Annotated in this window: 14 protein-coding genes and 1 pseudogene; 12 read left to right on the forward strand and 3 right to left on the reverse strand. The window is 59.2% G+C overall.

Annotated elements, in window-relative coordinates:
* Nucleotides 1–16 precede the first annotated feature (16 nt).
* From efeB to aroQ, 4 genes are all read left to right on the forward strand, one after another.
* Nucleotides 17–1,297 carry an iron uptake transporter deferrochelatase/peroxidase subunit gene (gene efeB / locus AWT75_RS10770; RefSeq protein WP_062789144.1) on the forward strand — a complete coding sequence of 427 codons (1,281 nt, stop codon included), beginning with the start codon at nt 17–19 and terminating at the stop codon, nt 1,295–1,297.
* 253 nt (nt 1,298–1,550) lie between these two features.
* Nucleotides 1,551–2,120, forward strand: coding sequence for a shikimate dehydrogenase family protein (locus tag AWT75_RS10775; protein ID WP_239689549.1), 570 nt, complete (start codon nt 1,551–1,553; stop codon nt 2,118–2,120).
* Between the two features lie 23 nt (nt 2,121–2,143).
* Complete coding sequence (locus AWT75_RS22855) at nt 2,144–2,383, forward strand: Rossmann-fold NAD(P)-binding domain-containing protein (protein ID WP_239689550.1); 240 nt, start codon at nt 2,144–2,146, stop codon at nt 2,381–2,383.
* An 11-nt stretch (nt 2,384–2,394) separates the two neighbouring features.
* A complete protein-coding gene (gene aroQ / locus AWT75_RS10780; protein WP_062789145.1) occupies nt 2,395–2,838 on the forward strand; it encodes a type II 3-dehydroquinate dehydratase in 444 nt (147 codons plus the stop codon).
* 85 nt (nt 2,839–2,923) lie between these two features.
* Here aroQ and AWT75_RS10785 read toward each other — a convergent pair whose 3' ends face one another.
* From AWT75_RS10785 to AWT75_RS10795, 3 genes are all read right to left on the reverse strand, one after another.
* Nucleotides 2,924–3,124, reverse strand: a complete 201-nt coding sequence (locus tag AWT75_RS10785; RefSeq protein ID WP_045844941.1) for a hypothetical protein — start codon at nt 3,122–3,124, stop codon at nt 2,924–2,926.
* 245 nt (nt 3,125–3,369) lie between these two features.
* Entirely contained in the window at nt 3,370–5,808 is a 2,439-nt protein-coding gene (locus AWT75_RS10790; protein ID WP_062789146.1) for a two-component system response regulator, read from the reverse strand.
* A 4-nt stretch (nt 5,809–5,812) separates the two neighbouring features.
* Entirely contained in the window at nt 5,813–7,594 is a 1,782-nt protein-coding gene (locus tag AWT75_RS10795; RefSeq protein WP_062789147.1) for a PAS domain S-box protein, read from the reverse strand.
* Nucleotides 7,595–8,105: 511 nt separating this feature from the next.
* On the opposite strand from AWT75_RS10795, the gene AWT75_RS10800 reads away from it, so the two are divergent.
* The 8 genes and pseudogenes from AWT75_RS10800 to ssuD all read left to right on the forward strand — a co-directional run bounded on the left by AWT75_RS10800 (nt 8,106) and on the right by ssuD (nt 14,740).
* Entirely contained in the window at nt 8,106–9,503 is a 1,398-nt protein-coding gene (locus AWT75_RS10800) for an amino acid permease (RefSeq protein WP_045844944.1), read from the forward strand.
* 30 nt (nt 9,504–9,533) lie between these two features.
* Nucleotides 9,534–9,728 (forward strand): hypothetical protein, encoded by a 195-nt coding sequence (locus AWT75_RS10805; protein WP_153013297.1) that lies wholly within the window; start codon nt 9,534–9,536, stop codon nt 9,726–9,728.
* A 124-nt stretch (nt 9,729–9,852) separates the two neighbouring features.
* On the forward strand, nt 9,853–11,550 hold the full coding sequence (locus AWT75_RS10810; RefSeq protein WP_161937743.1) for a methyl-accepting chemotaxis protein: 1,698 nt from the start codon (nt 9,853–9,855) through the stop codon (nt 11,548–11,550).
* A 1-nt stretch (nt 11,551) separates the two neighbouring features.
* Entirely contained in the window at nt 11,552–11,740 is a 189-nt protein-coding gene (locus tag AWT75_RS21680) for a hypothetical protein (RefSeq protein WP_062789150.1), read from the forward strand.
* 277 nt (nt 11,741–12,017) lie between these two features.
* Nucleotides 12,018–12,608, forward strand: a complete 591-nt coding sequence (ssuE, locus tag AWT75_RS10820) for an NADPH-dependent FMN reductase (RefSeq protein WP_059285565.1) — start codon at nt 12,018–12,020, stop codon at nt 12,606–12,608.
* Between the two features lie 14 nt (nt 12,609–12,622).
* On the forward strand, nt 12,623–13,237 hold the full coding sequence (locus tag AWT75_RS10825) for an aliphatic sulfonate ABC transporter substrate-binding protein (protein WP_062789151.1): 615 nt from the start codon (nt 12,623–12,625) through the stop codon (nt 13,235–13,237).
* Nucleotides 13,213–13,557 (forward strand): type 2 periplasmic-binding domain-containing protein, encoded by a 345-nt coding sequence (locus tag AWT75_RS22860; RefSeq protein ID WP_062789152.1) that lies wholly within the window; start codon nt 13,213–13,215, stop codon nt 13,555–13,557. Before AWT75_RS10825 ends, AWT75_RS22860 begins: the two co-directional genes overlap by 25 nt.
* A 44-nt stretch (nt 13,558–13,601) precedes the next feature.
* Nucleotides 13,602–14,740, forward strand: a pseudogene (gene ssuD / locus AWT75_RS10835) (FMNH2-dependent alkanesulfonate monooxygenase).
* Nucleotides 14,741–14,800: the final 60 nt, after the last annotated feature.

Here is a 14,800-nt window from a genome sequence, read left to right on the forward strand (position 1 = left end):
GGGACTGATTTCACTCATGACAGAACAAGTCAATAACCATACCCTGTCCGCATCCGGCAGCCAGCCAGACAGGCAGCGGCGCAATCTGCTGCGTGGTGCCGGCCTGTTTGGCGGCGGTGTGCTGGCGGGGGCAGTGGGGGCGGGCGGCTGGTTGAAGCTGCAGGCATCACCGGACCCTGCAGCGCAGCGCGTGCCGTTTGCCGGTGTGCATCAGGCCGGGGTGACAACCCCGACGCCGCAAGAAGCCATTTTCATCGCCTTTGACGTCCTGGCCCGCGACCGCAAGGGCCTGCAGGAAACCCTGCAATTGCTGACCCGGCGCATTGCCTTCCTGACCCAGGGAGGCCCGGCCCTGGTGGATGCGCCCAAACTGCCGCCGCCGGACTCCGGCCTGCTGGGCGATACCGTGTCGCCGGACGCGCTCACCATCACCGTGGCGCTGGGCGCTTCATTGTTTGATGGGCGCTTCGGACTGCAGGCACTGCGCCCCAGACACCTGACGGCCATGCCTGCCTTCCCCAACGACGCGCTGGATGCCGCCTGGTGTGATGGCGACCTGCTGCTGCAATGCTGTGCCAACTCCCGCGAAACCGTGATTCACGCCGTGCGTGACATCATCAAGCATTGCCCGGACAAACTGGCCGCGCGCTGGAAAATGGATGGCTTCCAGCCAGCCGCAGCGGTACGGCATGCCAGCACGCCGATCAATCTGTTCGGCTTCAAGGATGGTACGGGGAATCCCACGACGTCGGACAAACAACAGATGGATGCGCTGGTGTGGGTGGGCGACAAGGACCAGGAACCCGCCTGGGCCAGAGGCGGCAGTTATGCCGTGGTACGGCTGATTCGTTTCACCATGGAGCAGTGGGACCGCACGCCCCTGGGTGAGCAGCAGGGCATCTTTGGCCGCGACAAGCACAGCGGTGCGCCGCTGGGCAAAAAACAGGAGTTTGACGACCCGCAGTTTGCTGCCGACCCGCATGGCCAGCAGGTTCCGCTGGATTCCCACATGCGCCGCGCCGAACCGCGCCTGCATGGCCGCCACGATGCCAGGTTGCTGCGCCGCAGCTACAGCTATTCGCTGGGGCTGACCAAGTCCGGCCAGCTGGACATGGGGCTGGTGTTTGTTTCCTTCCAGGCCAATTTGCAGACCGGATTCATTGCCACCCAGCAGCGCCTGAATGGCGAGCCGCTGGAGGAATACATCAAGCCCTTTGGCGGTGGCTACTTCTTTGCCTTGCCCGGGGTGGAAGGCAATGGCTGGCTGGGCCAGTCCTTGCTGGCCGCTGCGGGCTAGTGCGCTTTCCCTGCCAAACTGAAAGCCGGTGCGTGCGCCGGCTTTTTTGCGCTTTGTCTCCTTGCTGCCCCAGCGGGCTGCTATGCCTGCAATGACATATTCCCCGGTCGAACAACTGATTTTGCTATATCAGTTAGAGCGATTTTGCTGTTGGATGCCCCGGCCAAACAGCCCATGATGCAGCCATGTCACGGGACGGTTTGATCCCGCCGGATGCAAGCGCATCTCGATAGCAAAACGATTGGAGACATGTGTGATTAGTGGCAAGACAACGCTGATTGCCCATCTGGGTTATCCCACCGAGAGCTTCAAGGCTCCGATGATTTACAACCCCTGGTTTGACAGCAAGGGTATTGATGCCGTGGTGATGCCCATCGGCGTCAGGCCGGAAGACTATGTGGCGGCGATCGCCAGCATCCGCAAGTTCACCAATCTGCGCGGCGCACTGGTCACCATGCCGCACAAGGTCACCACCCTGGGCCTGATGGACGAAATCACCCCCACCGCCGCCATTGCCGGTGCCTGCAACGCCATCCTGGTACGTCCGGACGGCACGCTGCTGGGCGACCAGTTTGACGGTGCCGGCTTTGTGCGTGGCGTGGAGCGCAAGGGCTTTGCGCTCAAGGGCCGCAAGGTGCTGGTATCCGGCAATGGTGGCGTAGGCTGTGCCATTGCCGCTTCGCTGGCGGCTGCCGGTGTGGCCGAAATGGCCTTGTTCGACAGCAATACCGTTTCGTCTGAAGCACTGGCCGGACGCTTGCGTCAGCATTACCCGCAACTGATCGTCAGTGTGGGCAGCAACGACCCGGCCGGTTCGAGCTGATCGTCAACGCCACCCCGCTGGGCATGAAGGACGACGACCCGCTGCCCTTTGACATGGACCGCGTCAGCCCGGACACCTTTGTTGGCGAAGTGGTGATGAAAAAGGAAATCACCCCGCTGCTGGCGGCGGCACGGGCCAAGGGCTGTCAGATCCAGCTGGGTACCGACATGCTGTTTGAAATGATTCCGGCTTACCTGGAATTCTTTGGCTTTGGCAGCGCCACGCCGGAAGAACTGCGTGCCGTGGCCACGCTGAACTACTGAGGGTTGGCATCATGAAGAAAATGCTGATGCTGCACGGCATCAACCACAATATGTTCGGCAAGCGCGACCCGAAGCAGTACGGCACGGTGACGCTGGCTGAAATTGACGCGCGCCTGCAGGCGCTGGGCCGTGAGCTGGGTGTGGAAGTGGAAAGCTTCCAGACCAATCACGAAGGGGAAATGTGCGAGCGCATCCATCAGGCCTATGCCGATGGTGTGGATGCGGTGCTGATCAACGCCGGAGCCTGGACCCACTACAGCTATGGTATTCGCGATGCGCTGGCCATTCTTACCGTGCCCATCGTGGAAATCCATATGTCCAACATCCACGCCCGCGAGCCATTCCGCCACCAGTCGGTGTTTGCCGACATTGCCAAGGGGCAGATCTGCGGCTTTGGCACTGAAAGCTATCTGTTGGGACTGCGCGCAGCTATCGCGGCTACCGCAGCGCAGTAGGTTTTTCTCTGTAGCAATCCGAAACTGACTCAGTCAGTGTTTGACGGGGGAGCCTGGCTCCTCCGTATTTTTTTGTGCGACGCGCTCAGGCCTTGGTATCCACTGTATTACCCAGATGACTGGGATTGCTGGTGGCGTATTCGTAAATGCCCACCCCCAGCGCCACGCCCGCCAGCAGCGGGTGCGCTTCGACAATGGAGGCCGCTTCGGTCACCACGGAGGAGCCTGCCTTGAGCAGGGCCCCGCCCGAAGTGCTGATGAATGAACCGACTGCGCCCAGAAACATGGTTGGATTCCTTATTGCATTTATAAGAACTATCGGTGAAATTCCGGCTTGCTTGAGCTGCTTTACCGGTATTTACATCAATTGACATCGCCATGAAAAACGGCTGGCAAGGGCCAGTCCTCATTTTTGACAAACCCTTCTCGCTTGCTGAAATGAAAGCGAAGCTGCCTTATTCAAATGGCAGGGTAAGGGCAGGGAGATCGGGATTGAATGGAATGGCTGCCGAGTAAACTGCCTGGGAGGTGTCAGCTGTCGGGCTTGGCCGTGCTGGCCTGCCCGGCGCTGAAAGCCTGTTGCAGGTAGCGTTCCAGCGCTGCGGCATCCAGTGGCTTGGCGTAGTAATAGCCCTGAATGGTGTCGCAGCCGTTGTCGCGCAGAAACTCCACCTGCGCGCTTTCCTCCACCCCTTCGGCGGTGATGCCCAGCATCAGGCTACGTGCCAGCATGATGATGGCCTTGCATACGGCGGCATCCTGCGTCTGAGCCGGTGTATTGCAAATGAAGGAGCGGTCGATCTTCAGCCGGTCCACCGCCAGGTCTTTCAGTACTGCCATGGACGAGTAGCCGGTGCCAAAGTCGTCAATCGCCACCGATACACCAATGCGCTTGAGGTCTTTCAGGATGCGCTTGCTGTTTTCCAGTGACTGCAACACGCTCTCGGTGATTTCCAGTTCCAGCAAGTGCGGCTGCAGGCCGCTGTGTTGCAGTTCGCGGGCCACGCCCTCCAGGAAGTCTGATTCGACAAACTGCATCACCGATACATTCACCGCCACTTTCAGCGGATAGTGAAAGCGCTCATTCCAGCGCTGCGCTTCAATGCAGGCCTGTTGCAGCACCCAGCTGCCCAGCTCCTGGATCAGCCCGCATTCTTCCGCCACCGGAATGAACAGGTCGGGCGGAATGTTCACCCCTTCGTCCTGCCAGCGCAGCAGGGCTTCAAAGCCGATCAGGCTGGCGTCATCCACCCGGATCAAGGGCTGGTAGTGCAGGGTGAAGCTGCGCTGTTTCACTGCCTGGCGCAGGCGCTGTTCCAGCCGCAGTCGTTCGTGCACTTTTTCCGCCATGGACTCATTAAAGGTGCAGTAGCGCCGCTTGCCGGCCAGCTTGGCCTGATACATGGCGCTGTCGGCGGCACTGAGCAGTTTTTCGGCGCTGCTGCCATGTTGCGGATACAGGGCAATGCCGATGCTGGCGGTCACCACGATATTGTCCTTGCCCGCCGGCATGGGTTGTTCCAGTTTTTCCAGCAGGCGGCTGGCCATGCTGGTGCAGTCCTGCTCGCTGCTGTGCGGGCAGATGATGAAGAACTCATCGCCGCCAAAACGCACCGGGATGTCTGCCCGGCGGATGGTGTCGCGGATGCGCTGTGCCACCACCTTCAGCAGCTGGTCGCCGGTGGCATGACCCAGGCCGTCGTTGATCAGCTTGAAGCCATCCAGGTCGATGAACACCAGTCCCATCTGGCTGCCATCCCCGGCTGCCCGCGTCAGTTCGATGGCCAGCTGTTCGTTCAGCAAGTGGCGATTGCCAAGGTCGGTGAGGGCGTCATGAAACGCCATGCGGTTCAGTTCGATCTCGGCCTTCTTGATGGAGCTGACATCAGTACAGCCGATGATGTAATGGGCGGGCAGCTCCAGGTCGTAGGACACCAGGCAGATATGCTCCCAGGCGGGAAAGGTTTCGCCATTCTTGCGGCGGCACATCACCTCGCCATGCCAGCCTGCTTCGCCCAGCTGGCTCAGCCCCTGGTAGAAGTCCGGCGTGTGCTTTTTGACATGCAATACCTCGTCGATGTCCTGTCCCAGGATTTCCATCAGGCTGAAGCCGGTCAGGCGCAGAAAAGCCGGGTTGGCCGACTTCACCAGCCGGTCGCTGTCCACCACCACAATGCCTTCGGCGGTGGACTGGAATACCGCACCGGCCTGTTGCAACAGCTGTTCGGACTTGATGCGTTCGGTAATGTCACGCAGCACGCCAATCTGCTTGGCGCTTTCCTGCCATTGCGGCTCGTATTCCTGCACCGACATTTCCACCCATACCGAATCGCCATCGTCCGGGGTGATGGTGGTGATCATGTCCACCCGGCCACGGTCTTTCAGCAGCTGGTTCAGCCGGCTTTGGTCGGCATGTTCCAGCAGGCGCAGGAAGGGCGGCACTTTTTCCTGGCGCGGTGCCATGTCAAGGCCGGTAATCTTGCCGAAGTAGCCCTGGCCGGTGAACAGCGATTGTTGCTGGTCCCATTCCCAGATGCCCAGCTGGGCGGTTTCCACTGCCAGCATCAGCAGTCTTTGCTGTTTGTGGACTTCTATCTCGGCCATGCGGCAGGCCAGCGCCATGCGGATGGTGGCATTGAGTTCGCGCAGCTCGAAGGGCTTGAGCAGATAGCCATAGGGCGCACTTTTTTCTGCCTGCTGCAGGATGTTTTCCTCGGCAAAGGCAGTCAGGTAGATCACCGGGATGTCCAGCGTCTGGCGGATGATGAGCGCGGCTTCGGTACCCGGCATGCTTCCTTCCAGATGAATGTCCATCAGGATGAGGTCAGGCTTGAGTTCCCCGGCACGTGCGATGGCTTCCTCACCGGACGCGCAACTGGCGACCACATCAAAACCCAGGCTTTGCAGCGCCATTTTCAGGTCCAGCGCGACAATGCGTTCGTCTTCGACAATCTGGATGCGGTAAGCCATGCCTTTACTCCCGGATAAGGTCTGGAATGGTCAAGGTGAAACAGCAGCCTTGATCCGGTGCGGTTTCCAGTGTCAATGTGGCTTTCAGCTGTTCGGTCAGCATGGGCAATAACTGAAAGCCAAGCGTGTTGGCATGCCCCAGTGACACGCCGGGCGGGCAGCCGCGCCCGTTGTCACGAATCTGCAGCTGTACCTGCTGTTCGGTATTCATGTGGATTTTCACCTGACCGGGCTGGCCGTGCGTGAAGGCGTGCTTGCAGGCATTGACCACGATTTCATTGAGGATCAGGCCAAAGGGAATGCTGTTTTGCAGTTCCAGAAAGGCCTCGGGGCCGGTGCGCTCGAACACGAAGGCAATATGGTTGCCGTAGCCGGTGCTGACGTCGCGCAGCAGATGGGTCAGTCTTTCTATGTAGACCGACATCGGAATCCGTGAAAAATCATTGCGCTCATACAGCAATTGGTGAATCAGCGCCATCGATCGCACATGGTTCTGGCTGTCCAGCAAGGCCTTGTTGGCATCCGGGGTGGCGGTGCGTGCTTGCAGGTTCAGCAGGCTGGAAATCACCTGCAGATTATTCTTCACCCGGTGATGCACTTCGCCCAGCAGCACGGTTTTTTCCTGCAGGGCCTTTTCCAGTTCCAGCTTGGCATAGTAGCGCTCGGAAACGTCGGAAATGCAGGCCAGCGTCAGCACTTCATCGCCCACCCGCATCGGGTTGAGGCCGATTTCACAGGGAAACTGCGAACCGTCACGCCGCAGGGCAAAGAGGGGTTTGCGATTGGCCATGCCGCGGGCTTGTGGTGCGGTAAAGAACTGCGTGACATAGCTGTTGTGAGTGGCGCGAAAATCATCCGGCAGAAGGCTGGACAGTTGTTCCCCCACCAGCTCGCGCCGGCTGTAACCGAACAGCTGCTCCATGCGGGTGTTGATCAGGCGGATGACGCCGTGCTGATCCACCATCATCAGTCCGTCCGGCGTGGATTCCACCACCTCACGGAAATAGGTTTCACTGATTTGCAGCGCCAGTTCGTTTTGCTTGCGCGCGGTAATGTCGATGCCGGAGGCAATCAGGTTGCTGATGACGCCGTTTTCATCCTGCAAGGGGCGCAGCATGAAGTCGATGACCATGCGGCTGTCGTTTTTCATGCGCACCACCACGTCGTAGCGCACGGTTTCGCCTCCGGCAGCACGGGTAATGGCCTGTTGCAGCTCGCTTTGCACCAAAGGGTCGTGGTTCCACCAGTAACACTCCCAGAACAGTTTGCCCTGTACGTCGGCCAGTTCCAGCCCGGCCTGTTCCAGCGGCGCACGGTTGGCTTCCTCCAGTACGCCATCGGTACTCAGTACCCCGACAAAGGTGAACAAGGCATCCAGCACCTTGCGGATGCGCTCGTTGCTGGCACGGATGGCCAGTTCGGCCCGCTTTTTCAGCGAGACATCCTCCACCATGGCGATGATGCCGCAAGGCTCGCCCTGCTTGTCAAAGCGCGGGTGGTAGCTGGCATTCCAGTAGGTGATGCAGCCCGAACCGGGGGGGATTTCGGCGCTGGCTTCGAAATTGCACTCGGCAAGGCCGCTGGCCATCACCGTGCGCATGATGTCTTCCAGCCCGGGGCCGACATCGGGCAGCACGTCACGCGGGGTGCGGCCGATATGCTCTTCCGGGCTCAGGCCATTGGAATCGGCCAGCTGGCGGTTGATGTGGACATAGCGCAGCTGGCTGTCCAGCACCGCAATGCCGATGGGAGAGGTTTGCAGTAAATCCGCGAGCAGTTTTTCCATACGTCGGGTCCGCCCTGCCTGGGGTTGCGAGCAATTATCCATTATGGGTAACGAAAATGCGTATTGAAAGTAATAACTCGCAAAGCCAGACCACCTTGCTGTGGCGCAGCATCGCAAAGGCCGCTGCGGGAGCTGTCATGGCAAGCAGGGCGTGAGGTGGAGCAGGGCAGGAATGCCACTGTGCAAGCGGCCAGTTTGTCTGGTGACATGTAAATTTTGTTGGTGAGCTTATTTATGCATTTGCGACATGATTAATCATTTGGCTGATATTAATTGTTTGTTTGTTGCGAATTGGTATTCGAATAACCGAATAAATACCGTTTTTGTTGTTCGGGTTTCCGAATTGCAAATTTTCCCTTGTTTTAAAGGGGATTCCCTTTATTGCGACAGTGAAATGAAGGGTTTAGCATTGTCCCGTAGTCAGATCAAAGAATAAGCAATCCGCGTTTGTCAGAATAAGCGTCAGGATTGGATATTCGATAAATATGTGAAACCAACGGGAATAAAAATCGTGTCAGAAAATCAGAGTGACAAAAAGCTGCAGCGCGGGCTTGAGGCACGACATATCGAACTGATTGCCCTTGGCGGGACAATCGGTGTCGGTCTGTTCATGGGCTCGGCCAGCACGCTGAAATGGACGGGGCCTTCGGTCTTGCTGGCGTATGCCATTGCCGGGGTCTTCATTTTCTTCATCATGCGCACCATGGGCGAGATGCTGCACACCGAGCCGGTGGCAGGCTCCTTTGCCCATTACGCTTACAAATACCTCAGCCCCTACTGGGGCTACCTCACTGCCTGGGCTTACTGGCTGATGTGGATTGCCGTGGGCATTTCGGAAATCACCGCAGCCGGGGTGTATGTGCAGTACTGGTTCCCCACCGTGCCGCAGTGGGTGCCGGCCATTGCCTTTGTCGCCATTCTGGCGGCCTCCAACCTGCTGGCGGTACGTTTGTACGGCGAGTTCGAGTTCTGGTTCGGCCTGATCAAGATCTCCACCATCGTGGTGATGATTCTGGTGGGCCTGAAGCTGATCCTGGTGGGTGGCGGTGACATGCCGGCAGTCGGCTTTGGCAACCTTACCGCGCATGACGGCTTCTTTGCCGGTGGGGCCAAGGGCTTTTTGTTTGCGCTCTGTCTGGTGGTGGCCGCATATCAGGGTGTGGAACTGGTCGGCATTACCGCTGGTGAAGCCAAGGACCCGCAAGTCACCCTCAAGCGTGCCATCAACAACATCATCTGGCGCATCCTGATTTTCTATGTCGGTGCCATCTTCGTGATCGTGGCCATTTATCCGTGGAACCAGATCGGCACCAGCGGCAGCCCCTTCGTGCTGACCTTTGCCAAGGTGGGCATTGCCGCCGCAGCGGGTGTCATCAACTTCGTGGTGCTGACTGCCGCGCTGTCCGGCTGCAATAGCGGCATCTACAGCTGTGGCCGCATGCTGTATACCCTGGCGCAGAACAAGCAGTTGCCGTCTTTCCTGGGCAAGGTGTCCAAGGGTGGGGTGCCGGTCAACGCCATCTGGGTGACCATTGCCTGCATCGGCCTGGGTTCCGCACTCAACTACATCATCCCGAATCCGGAACGTGTATTCGTGTACGTGTACAGCGCCAGCGTATTGCCGGGCATGGTGCCCTGGTTTGTTGTCCTGCTGTGTCAGGCCCGTTTCCGCCTGGCGCACAGCGAAAAGATGCACAGCCACCCGTTCAAGTCCATCCTGTTCCCCTTCACCAACTGGCTGACCATTGCCTTCCTGGTGTGCGTGCTGTTCGGCATGCTGGTGAACCCGGATACCCGCGTATCGCTGTTTGTCGGTACCGGCCTGTTGCTGGCGGTGTCGGTGGTGTACAAGATGTTCAATCTCGGCCGTCATCACCAGCCTGCATTGGCGACAGTGAAGCGTGACTGATTGAGAATATTGCAGTTCCAGCAAAAAGGCGTGCGCAAGCACGCCTTTTTTAATGCGCAAGAAAATTGTGCATTTCGGCAAAAAAATGCCATTCAGCCGAGACATGCTGCCATGCCGGATGATGCACGCTTGATCCTGATCAGCCAGCTGTCTGCGGCCTGCTTGGAAAATGCACTGGTCAGTATCGATGACATGCGGAATACTGTGCGCAAATTCGTGCGGTGACACGAATGCAAACATAATAAATGGAGGTGGTATGGCAGTGTCAGCATTGTTTGGCGGAGGAATCAGGAAAAAACTGTTCCTTACCTCGGCAGCCTTGGTCATTGTTCCCATTATCAGCATTATCATGCTGATCAATTATTCGGTTACCCAGAAATCGGAGCAGGACTTCCTGGCCCGTGCCGACGGCGAGTTGCATCAGGTGGACAACGTCATTTCCATCCTGCTGGATAATGCCACGCTCAACCTGGAAATGATGAGCCAGCCGGCAGTACACAAGGTGGATGCCAGCATCACGTCCTATGCCGACAAAAGCGCGGTCACCGAACTGAAAACCCTGAGCCGTGCGCCGCTGGAGCAGGGCCTGTTCAACCACTTCAGCCTGATCAGCGCCACCCACCCGGACTATGTCGAGCTATACATGGGCACCAGGTTTGGCGGCTTCATCACCAGCGACACCGGCACGGTGAAGGCCGGTTACGACCCGCGCAAGCGCCCCTGGTACGCCGATGCGGTGTACAACAAGGGCAAGGCCACCATCGCCAAGGCTTATCGCTCCACCAGTGGTGAGAATGTCACTGCCGTGGTGAAGGCCTATACCGATACCGCCGGTAATGTGGAGTTCGCCAGCGGCATCGACATTTCCCTCAAGCATCTGTCGGAAATCATGGATGCCATCAGGATTGGCGACACCGGTTATATCTTTCTGGTGGAACGCGATGGCACGGTGCTGACCCATCCCAAGCTGAAAGACCTGATTGCCAAGAATGTCGACAGCCTGAACATTCCGGAGTTGACCGAGGCGGTCAAGAACAACAAGGAAACCTTCCGCTACACCCTGAACGGGGTGGAAAAAGAGGGCAAGGTACTGGCCGCTTCGCGTGGCGGCTGGAAGATCGTGGCAGTGATCGAGCGCAGCGAAATCCTGTCCAGTGCCCATCAGCTGATGCTGCAAGTGGGCCTGGTTGGCCTGGCCTTTACCGTGTTGGCCATTATCCTGGCCTATGCCATGTCCAATGGCATTACCTCGGGTATTCGCCGCATCAATGTGCTGATGCAGGAAATAGCTCAGGGTGGCGGTGACCTGACCCGTCGCATCCAGCTGGATGGCAATGATGAAATCAGCGAAACCGCAGCGCATTTCAATACCTTCCTGGAAAACCTGCGCCGCCTGTTCCTGGATATCCGTACCGAAGCGGCCCGGCTGACGGACGGCGTGCACAGCGTCAACCAGGTGCTGGCCACCATGTCCGATGATTTCCGTGCGCTGGCCGACCAAAGCTCCAGCAATGCCGCCACCATCGAACAGATCACCGTCAGCATTTCGCACATTGCCGACAACGCCAACGAAGCGGACAACCTGGTGAAGGATACCAACCAGTTGTCCGGTGAATCTGCCGAGACCGTAGCCGAAGTGGCACAGAAGGCCGGCCAGTCCGCGCGCGATGTGGAAAGCCTGTCCACCCTGCTGGAAGAACTCAGCAAGAGCTCGCAGCAGATCAGCGGCATCACCGGTGTGATCAAGGATATTTCCGACCAGACCAATCTGCTGGCCTTGAATGCGGCTATCGAGGCAGCACGTGCCGGCGAACAGGGCCGCGGCTTTGCCGTGGTGGCCGACGAGGTGCGCAAGCTGGCCGAGCGCACCAGGCAGCGCCACCCAGCAGATTGCCCGGATGACCGAAAGCATGCAGGCGCAAACCAATGCCGCGGTCAGCGACATGAAGCAGACGCTGGAATCCACCCACGCCGGTTCGACTTGCTCCGAGCAGGCGGCGCTGAAGATTGCCTCCATCCAGCAGAACATGGAAACGGTAAGGCGTAAGATGGAAGAAATTGCCCTGTCCACCAGCGAAGAGCAATCGGCCACCACGTCCATGGCACAAAGTGCCGAGCAAATGACCGGCCGCATGCAAAAGTCCGAGGCCGACCTGCAGAATGCTACGGATACGCTGGCCGAGCTGGACCGGCTGGCCGCCGGTTTGCAGGACAAGTTCCGCTCCTTCCAGATGTAAGCCTGCACGGCCCCTTGTCCTGCAAGGGGTTGCGTCTTCAGCACTGAAGACGCGTCAAGCAGTCCTGTCTGGCAAAGCCAGTCCCTTGTGGGCTGGCTTTTTTCATCTCTTGCTCCCTCTTGGCCCCGCTGACCATGCGCGGTTTTACGGCAAAGCATATCTGCATTTTCCATAAGCATTTTTGCTGATAACAAGTTCGTTTTTTCTTGCTTATGGATATAAAACAGCTCTGCTAAGGTGCAGTCCATTGCCATGACGCACTGCGGAAAACCCACCCATGACCGTTCTCGCCATTCTCGGCAGCCCCAGTAAAACCTCGCGCACAGCGCGCCTGATCGAGCGCAGCCGCGTTGCGCTGACTGCACTGGATATCGAGCTGCAAACCATCAGCATTCACGACTTTCCGGCCGATGCACTATTGCATGGCCAGTTTTCCCATCCGCAAATCCAGGAATTCCAGCAGCGGGTCGGTGCGGCCAGCGGGCTGATCATCGCCACCCCGGTGTACAAGGCGGCTTATGCCGGTGCGCTCAAGGTGCTGCTGGACCTGATTCCCGAAGGCGGCCTCGCCGGCAAGCCGGTGTTGCCGCTGGTAAGCGGCGGCAGCCCCGGCCATTTGCTGGCGGTGGATTACTCCATCAAGCCGGTACTGGCAGCGCTCAAGGCCAGCGCCATCCATCAGGGCGTGTATGCGGTGGAGTCGCAGATTGGAGCCAATGCCAATGGCGAGGCCGAACTGGCCGAGGAGCTGGAACAGCGCCTGCAAACCGCCGTGCATGAGTTTGCCGCCCTGCTGGGGGTGAATGCCCCGGCCCCGCATGCCCCGCGCTATGCCAACGATTTCATTTCCCGGCTGATCAGCCTGTAATTCCGGACTTCATCATGACTGTATCTATCCTGAAAAAAACGCTGGGCCTTGCCGTGCTGGCGGGCTGGTCGCTGGCAGCCCTCGCGCTGGACCTGAACGTGGGCTACCAGAAAAGCGCTATCAATCTGGTTTCGCTCAAAGCACAAGGCACGCTGGAAAAACAGCTGGCACCGCTGGGCGTGACGGTGAAATGGTATGAGTTCCAGGCCGGCCCGCCGATTCTGGAAGCCATGAATGCCGGCAGTGTCAGCATCGGCATGACCGGCGATTCGCCGCCGGTATTCGCCCAGGCTGCCGGGGCCAATATCGTGTATATCGGCCAGGAACCTTCCAAGCCGGAATCCTCCGCCATCCTGCTGCCCGCCGGATCGCCCATCAAGAAGCTGGCCGATCTCAAGGGCAAGCGTGTGGCCTTTACCAAGGGCTCCAGTGCGCACTACCTGACGGTGGCTGCACTGAAAAAGACCGGCTTGCAGTACAGCGACATCACCCCGGTTTACCTGACACCGTCCGAGGCGCGTGCCGCCTTCGAGCGTGGCAGCGTGGATGCCTGGAGCATCTGGGACCCGTACTACGCCGCGGCCACCCGCGCGGTGGTGTGCGGGTGCTGTCCACCGGCAAGGGCCTGAGTGCCAACAACACCTTCTATCTGGCGGCACGTGACTTTGCCCAGGCCAACCCCAAGGTGATTGCCATCGTGTTCAAGGCGCTGACCGACAACAACAAACAGCTGCGTGGCGATGTGCAGCAAGTAGCCAAAACCCTGTCCGGCTACACCGGACTGGAAGCGGAAACCTATGCCGCCATGCTCAGCCGTCACCCGGACTACAGCGTCAGCTATGTCAACGCCAAAACCATCCAGCAGCAACAGCAAGTGGCCGATACCTTCCACGCACTGGGCCTGATTCCCAAGGCCATCAAGGTGCAGGACGCGGTGTGGAAGCCCTGAGCGCAATTCAAGAACAAGCAAAGAACAAGACAGGAATAATGGACATGCAGATTTTCTGGTTTTTCCCCACCCATGGTGACGGACGTTATCTGGGCAGCCCGGAAGGGGCACGCACCGTGGACCTGGACTACCTCACCCAGATTGCCCGCGCGGCAGACAGCCTGGGTTTTGATGGCGCGCTGATTCCCACCGGCCGTTCTTGCGAAGACCCGTGGGTGACCGCCGCCACGCTGATTCCGGCCACGCGCAAGCTGAAATTCCTGGTGGCAGTGCGCCCCGGCATCATGTCGCCCACGGTGGCCGCGCGCATGGCCTCCAGCTTTGACCGCCTGTCGCAAGGCCGCTTGCTGGTGAATGTGGTGGCCGGGGGCGACCCGGTGGAGCTGGCCGGTGATGGCAGCTGGCTCAGTCACGACGAGCGCTACGAAGCCGCCAGCGAATTCCTACATATCTGGAAGGGTGTGCTGGCCGGTGACAAGGTGAATCTGGACGGCAAGCACATCAAGGTGAACGATGCCCAGTTGCTGTATCCGCCGGTGAGCAAGCCTTATCCGCCACTGTACTTTGGCGCTCGTCCGATGCCGCGCATGATCTGGCGGCCGAGCATGTGGATGTCTACCTCAGCTGGGGCGAGCCGCCAGCGGAAGTGGCCAAGAAGATTGCCGATGTGCGGGCGCGGGCCGCAAAACTGGGCCGCACGGTGCGCTTTGGCATCCGCCTGCACATCATCGTGCGCGAAACCAATGAGGAAGCCTGGGCTGCAGCCGACCGGCTGATCAGCCGTCTGGATGACGCCACCATTGCCAATGCGCAGAAAACCCTGGCACGTGCCGATTCGGAAGGCCAGCGCCGCATGGCTGCGCTGCATGGCGGCAGCCGCGACAAGCTGGAAATCTCGCCCAATCTGTGGGCGGGCATCGGTCTGGTGCGCGGCGGCGCAGGCACGGCGCTGGTGGGCGATGGCCCCACCGTGGCAGCACGCATGCAGGAATACGCCGAGCTGGGCATCGAAACCTTCGTGTTCTCCGGTTACCCGCATCTGGACGAGGCCTACCGTGTGGCCGAGCTGCTGTTCCCGCATCTGCCGGACCGTCTCAAGGCCAGTATCGGCCAGCAACCGGCAGGCGAGGTGATGGCCAACCAGCTGTTGCCCAATGAAATCCGCCAGGCGGCGGCCTCCTGAGGAGCATGCCCATGTCACGTACACATGCATTGGCACAAGGCCTGTGGCAGCGTTTGCTGC

The organism is Aquitalea pelogenes (genome assembly GCF_001515305.1).
GTDB classification, from domain to species: Bacteria; Pseudomonadota; Gammaproteobacteria; order Burkholderiales; family Chromobacteriaceae; genus Aquitalea; species Aquitalea pelogenes.

Bases quoted from the DNA above. Each gene is read 5' to 3' on its own strand.
- efeB (WP_062789144.1), top strand. From the start codon at position 17: ATGACAGAACAAGTCAATAACCATACCCTGTCCGCATCCGGCAGCCAG.
- AWT75_RS22855 (WP_239689550.1), top strand. From the start codon at position 2,144: ATGAAGGACGACGACCCGCTGCCCTTTGACATGGACCGCGTCAGCCCG.
- aroQ (WP_062789145.1), top strand. From the start codon at position 2,395: ATGAAGAAAATGCTGATGCTGCACGGCATCAACCACAATATGTTCGGC.
- AWT75_RS10785 (WP_045844941.1), bottom strand. From the start codon at position 3,124: ATGTTTCTGGGCGCAGTCGGTTCATTCATCAGCACTTCGGGCGGGGCC.
- AWT75_RS10790 (WP_062789146.1), bottom strand. From the start codon at position 5,808: ATGGCTTACCGCATCCAGATTGTCGAAGACGAACGCATTGTCGCGCTG.
- AWT75_RS10795 (WP_062789147.1), bottom strand. From the start codon at position 7,594: ATGGAAAAACTGCTCGCGGATTTACTGCAAACCTCTCCCATCGGCATT.
- AWT75_RS10810 (WP_161937743.1), top strand. From the start codon at position 9,853: ATGCTGATCAATTATTCGGTTACCCAGAAATCGGAGCAGGACTTCCTG.
- AWT75_RS21680 (WP_062789150.1), top strand. From the start codon at position 11,552: ATGGAAGAAATTGCCCTGTCCACCAGCGAAGAGCAATCGGCCACCACG.
- ssuE (WP_059285565.1), top strand. From the start codon at position 12,018: ATGACCGTTCTCGCCATTCTCGGCAGCCCCAGTAAAACCTCGCGCACA.
- AWT75_RS10825 (WP_062789151.1), top strand. From the start codon at position 12,623: ATGACTGTATCTATCCTGAAAAAAACGCTGGGCCTTGCCGTGCTGGCG.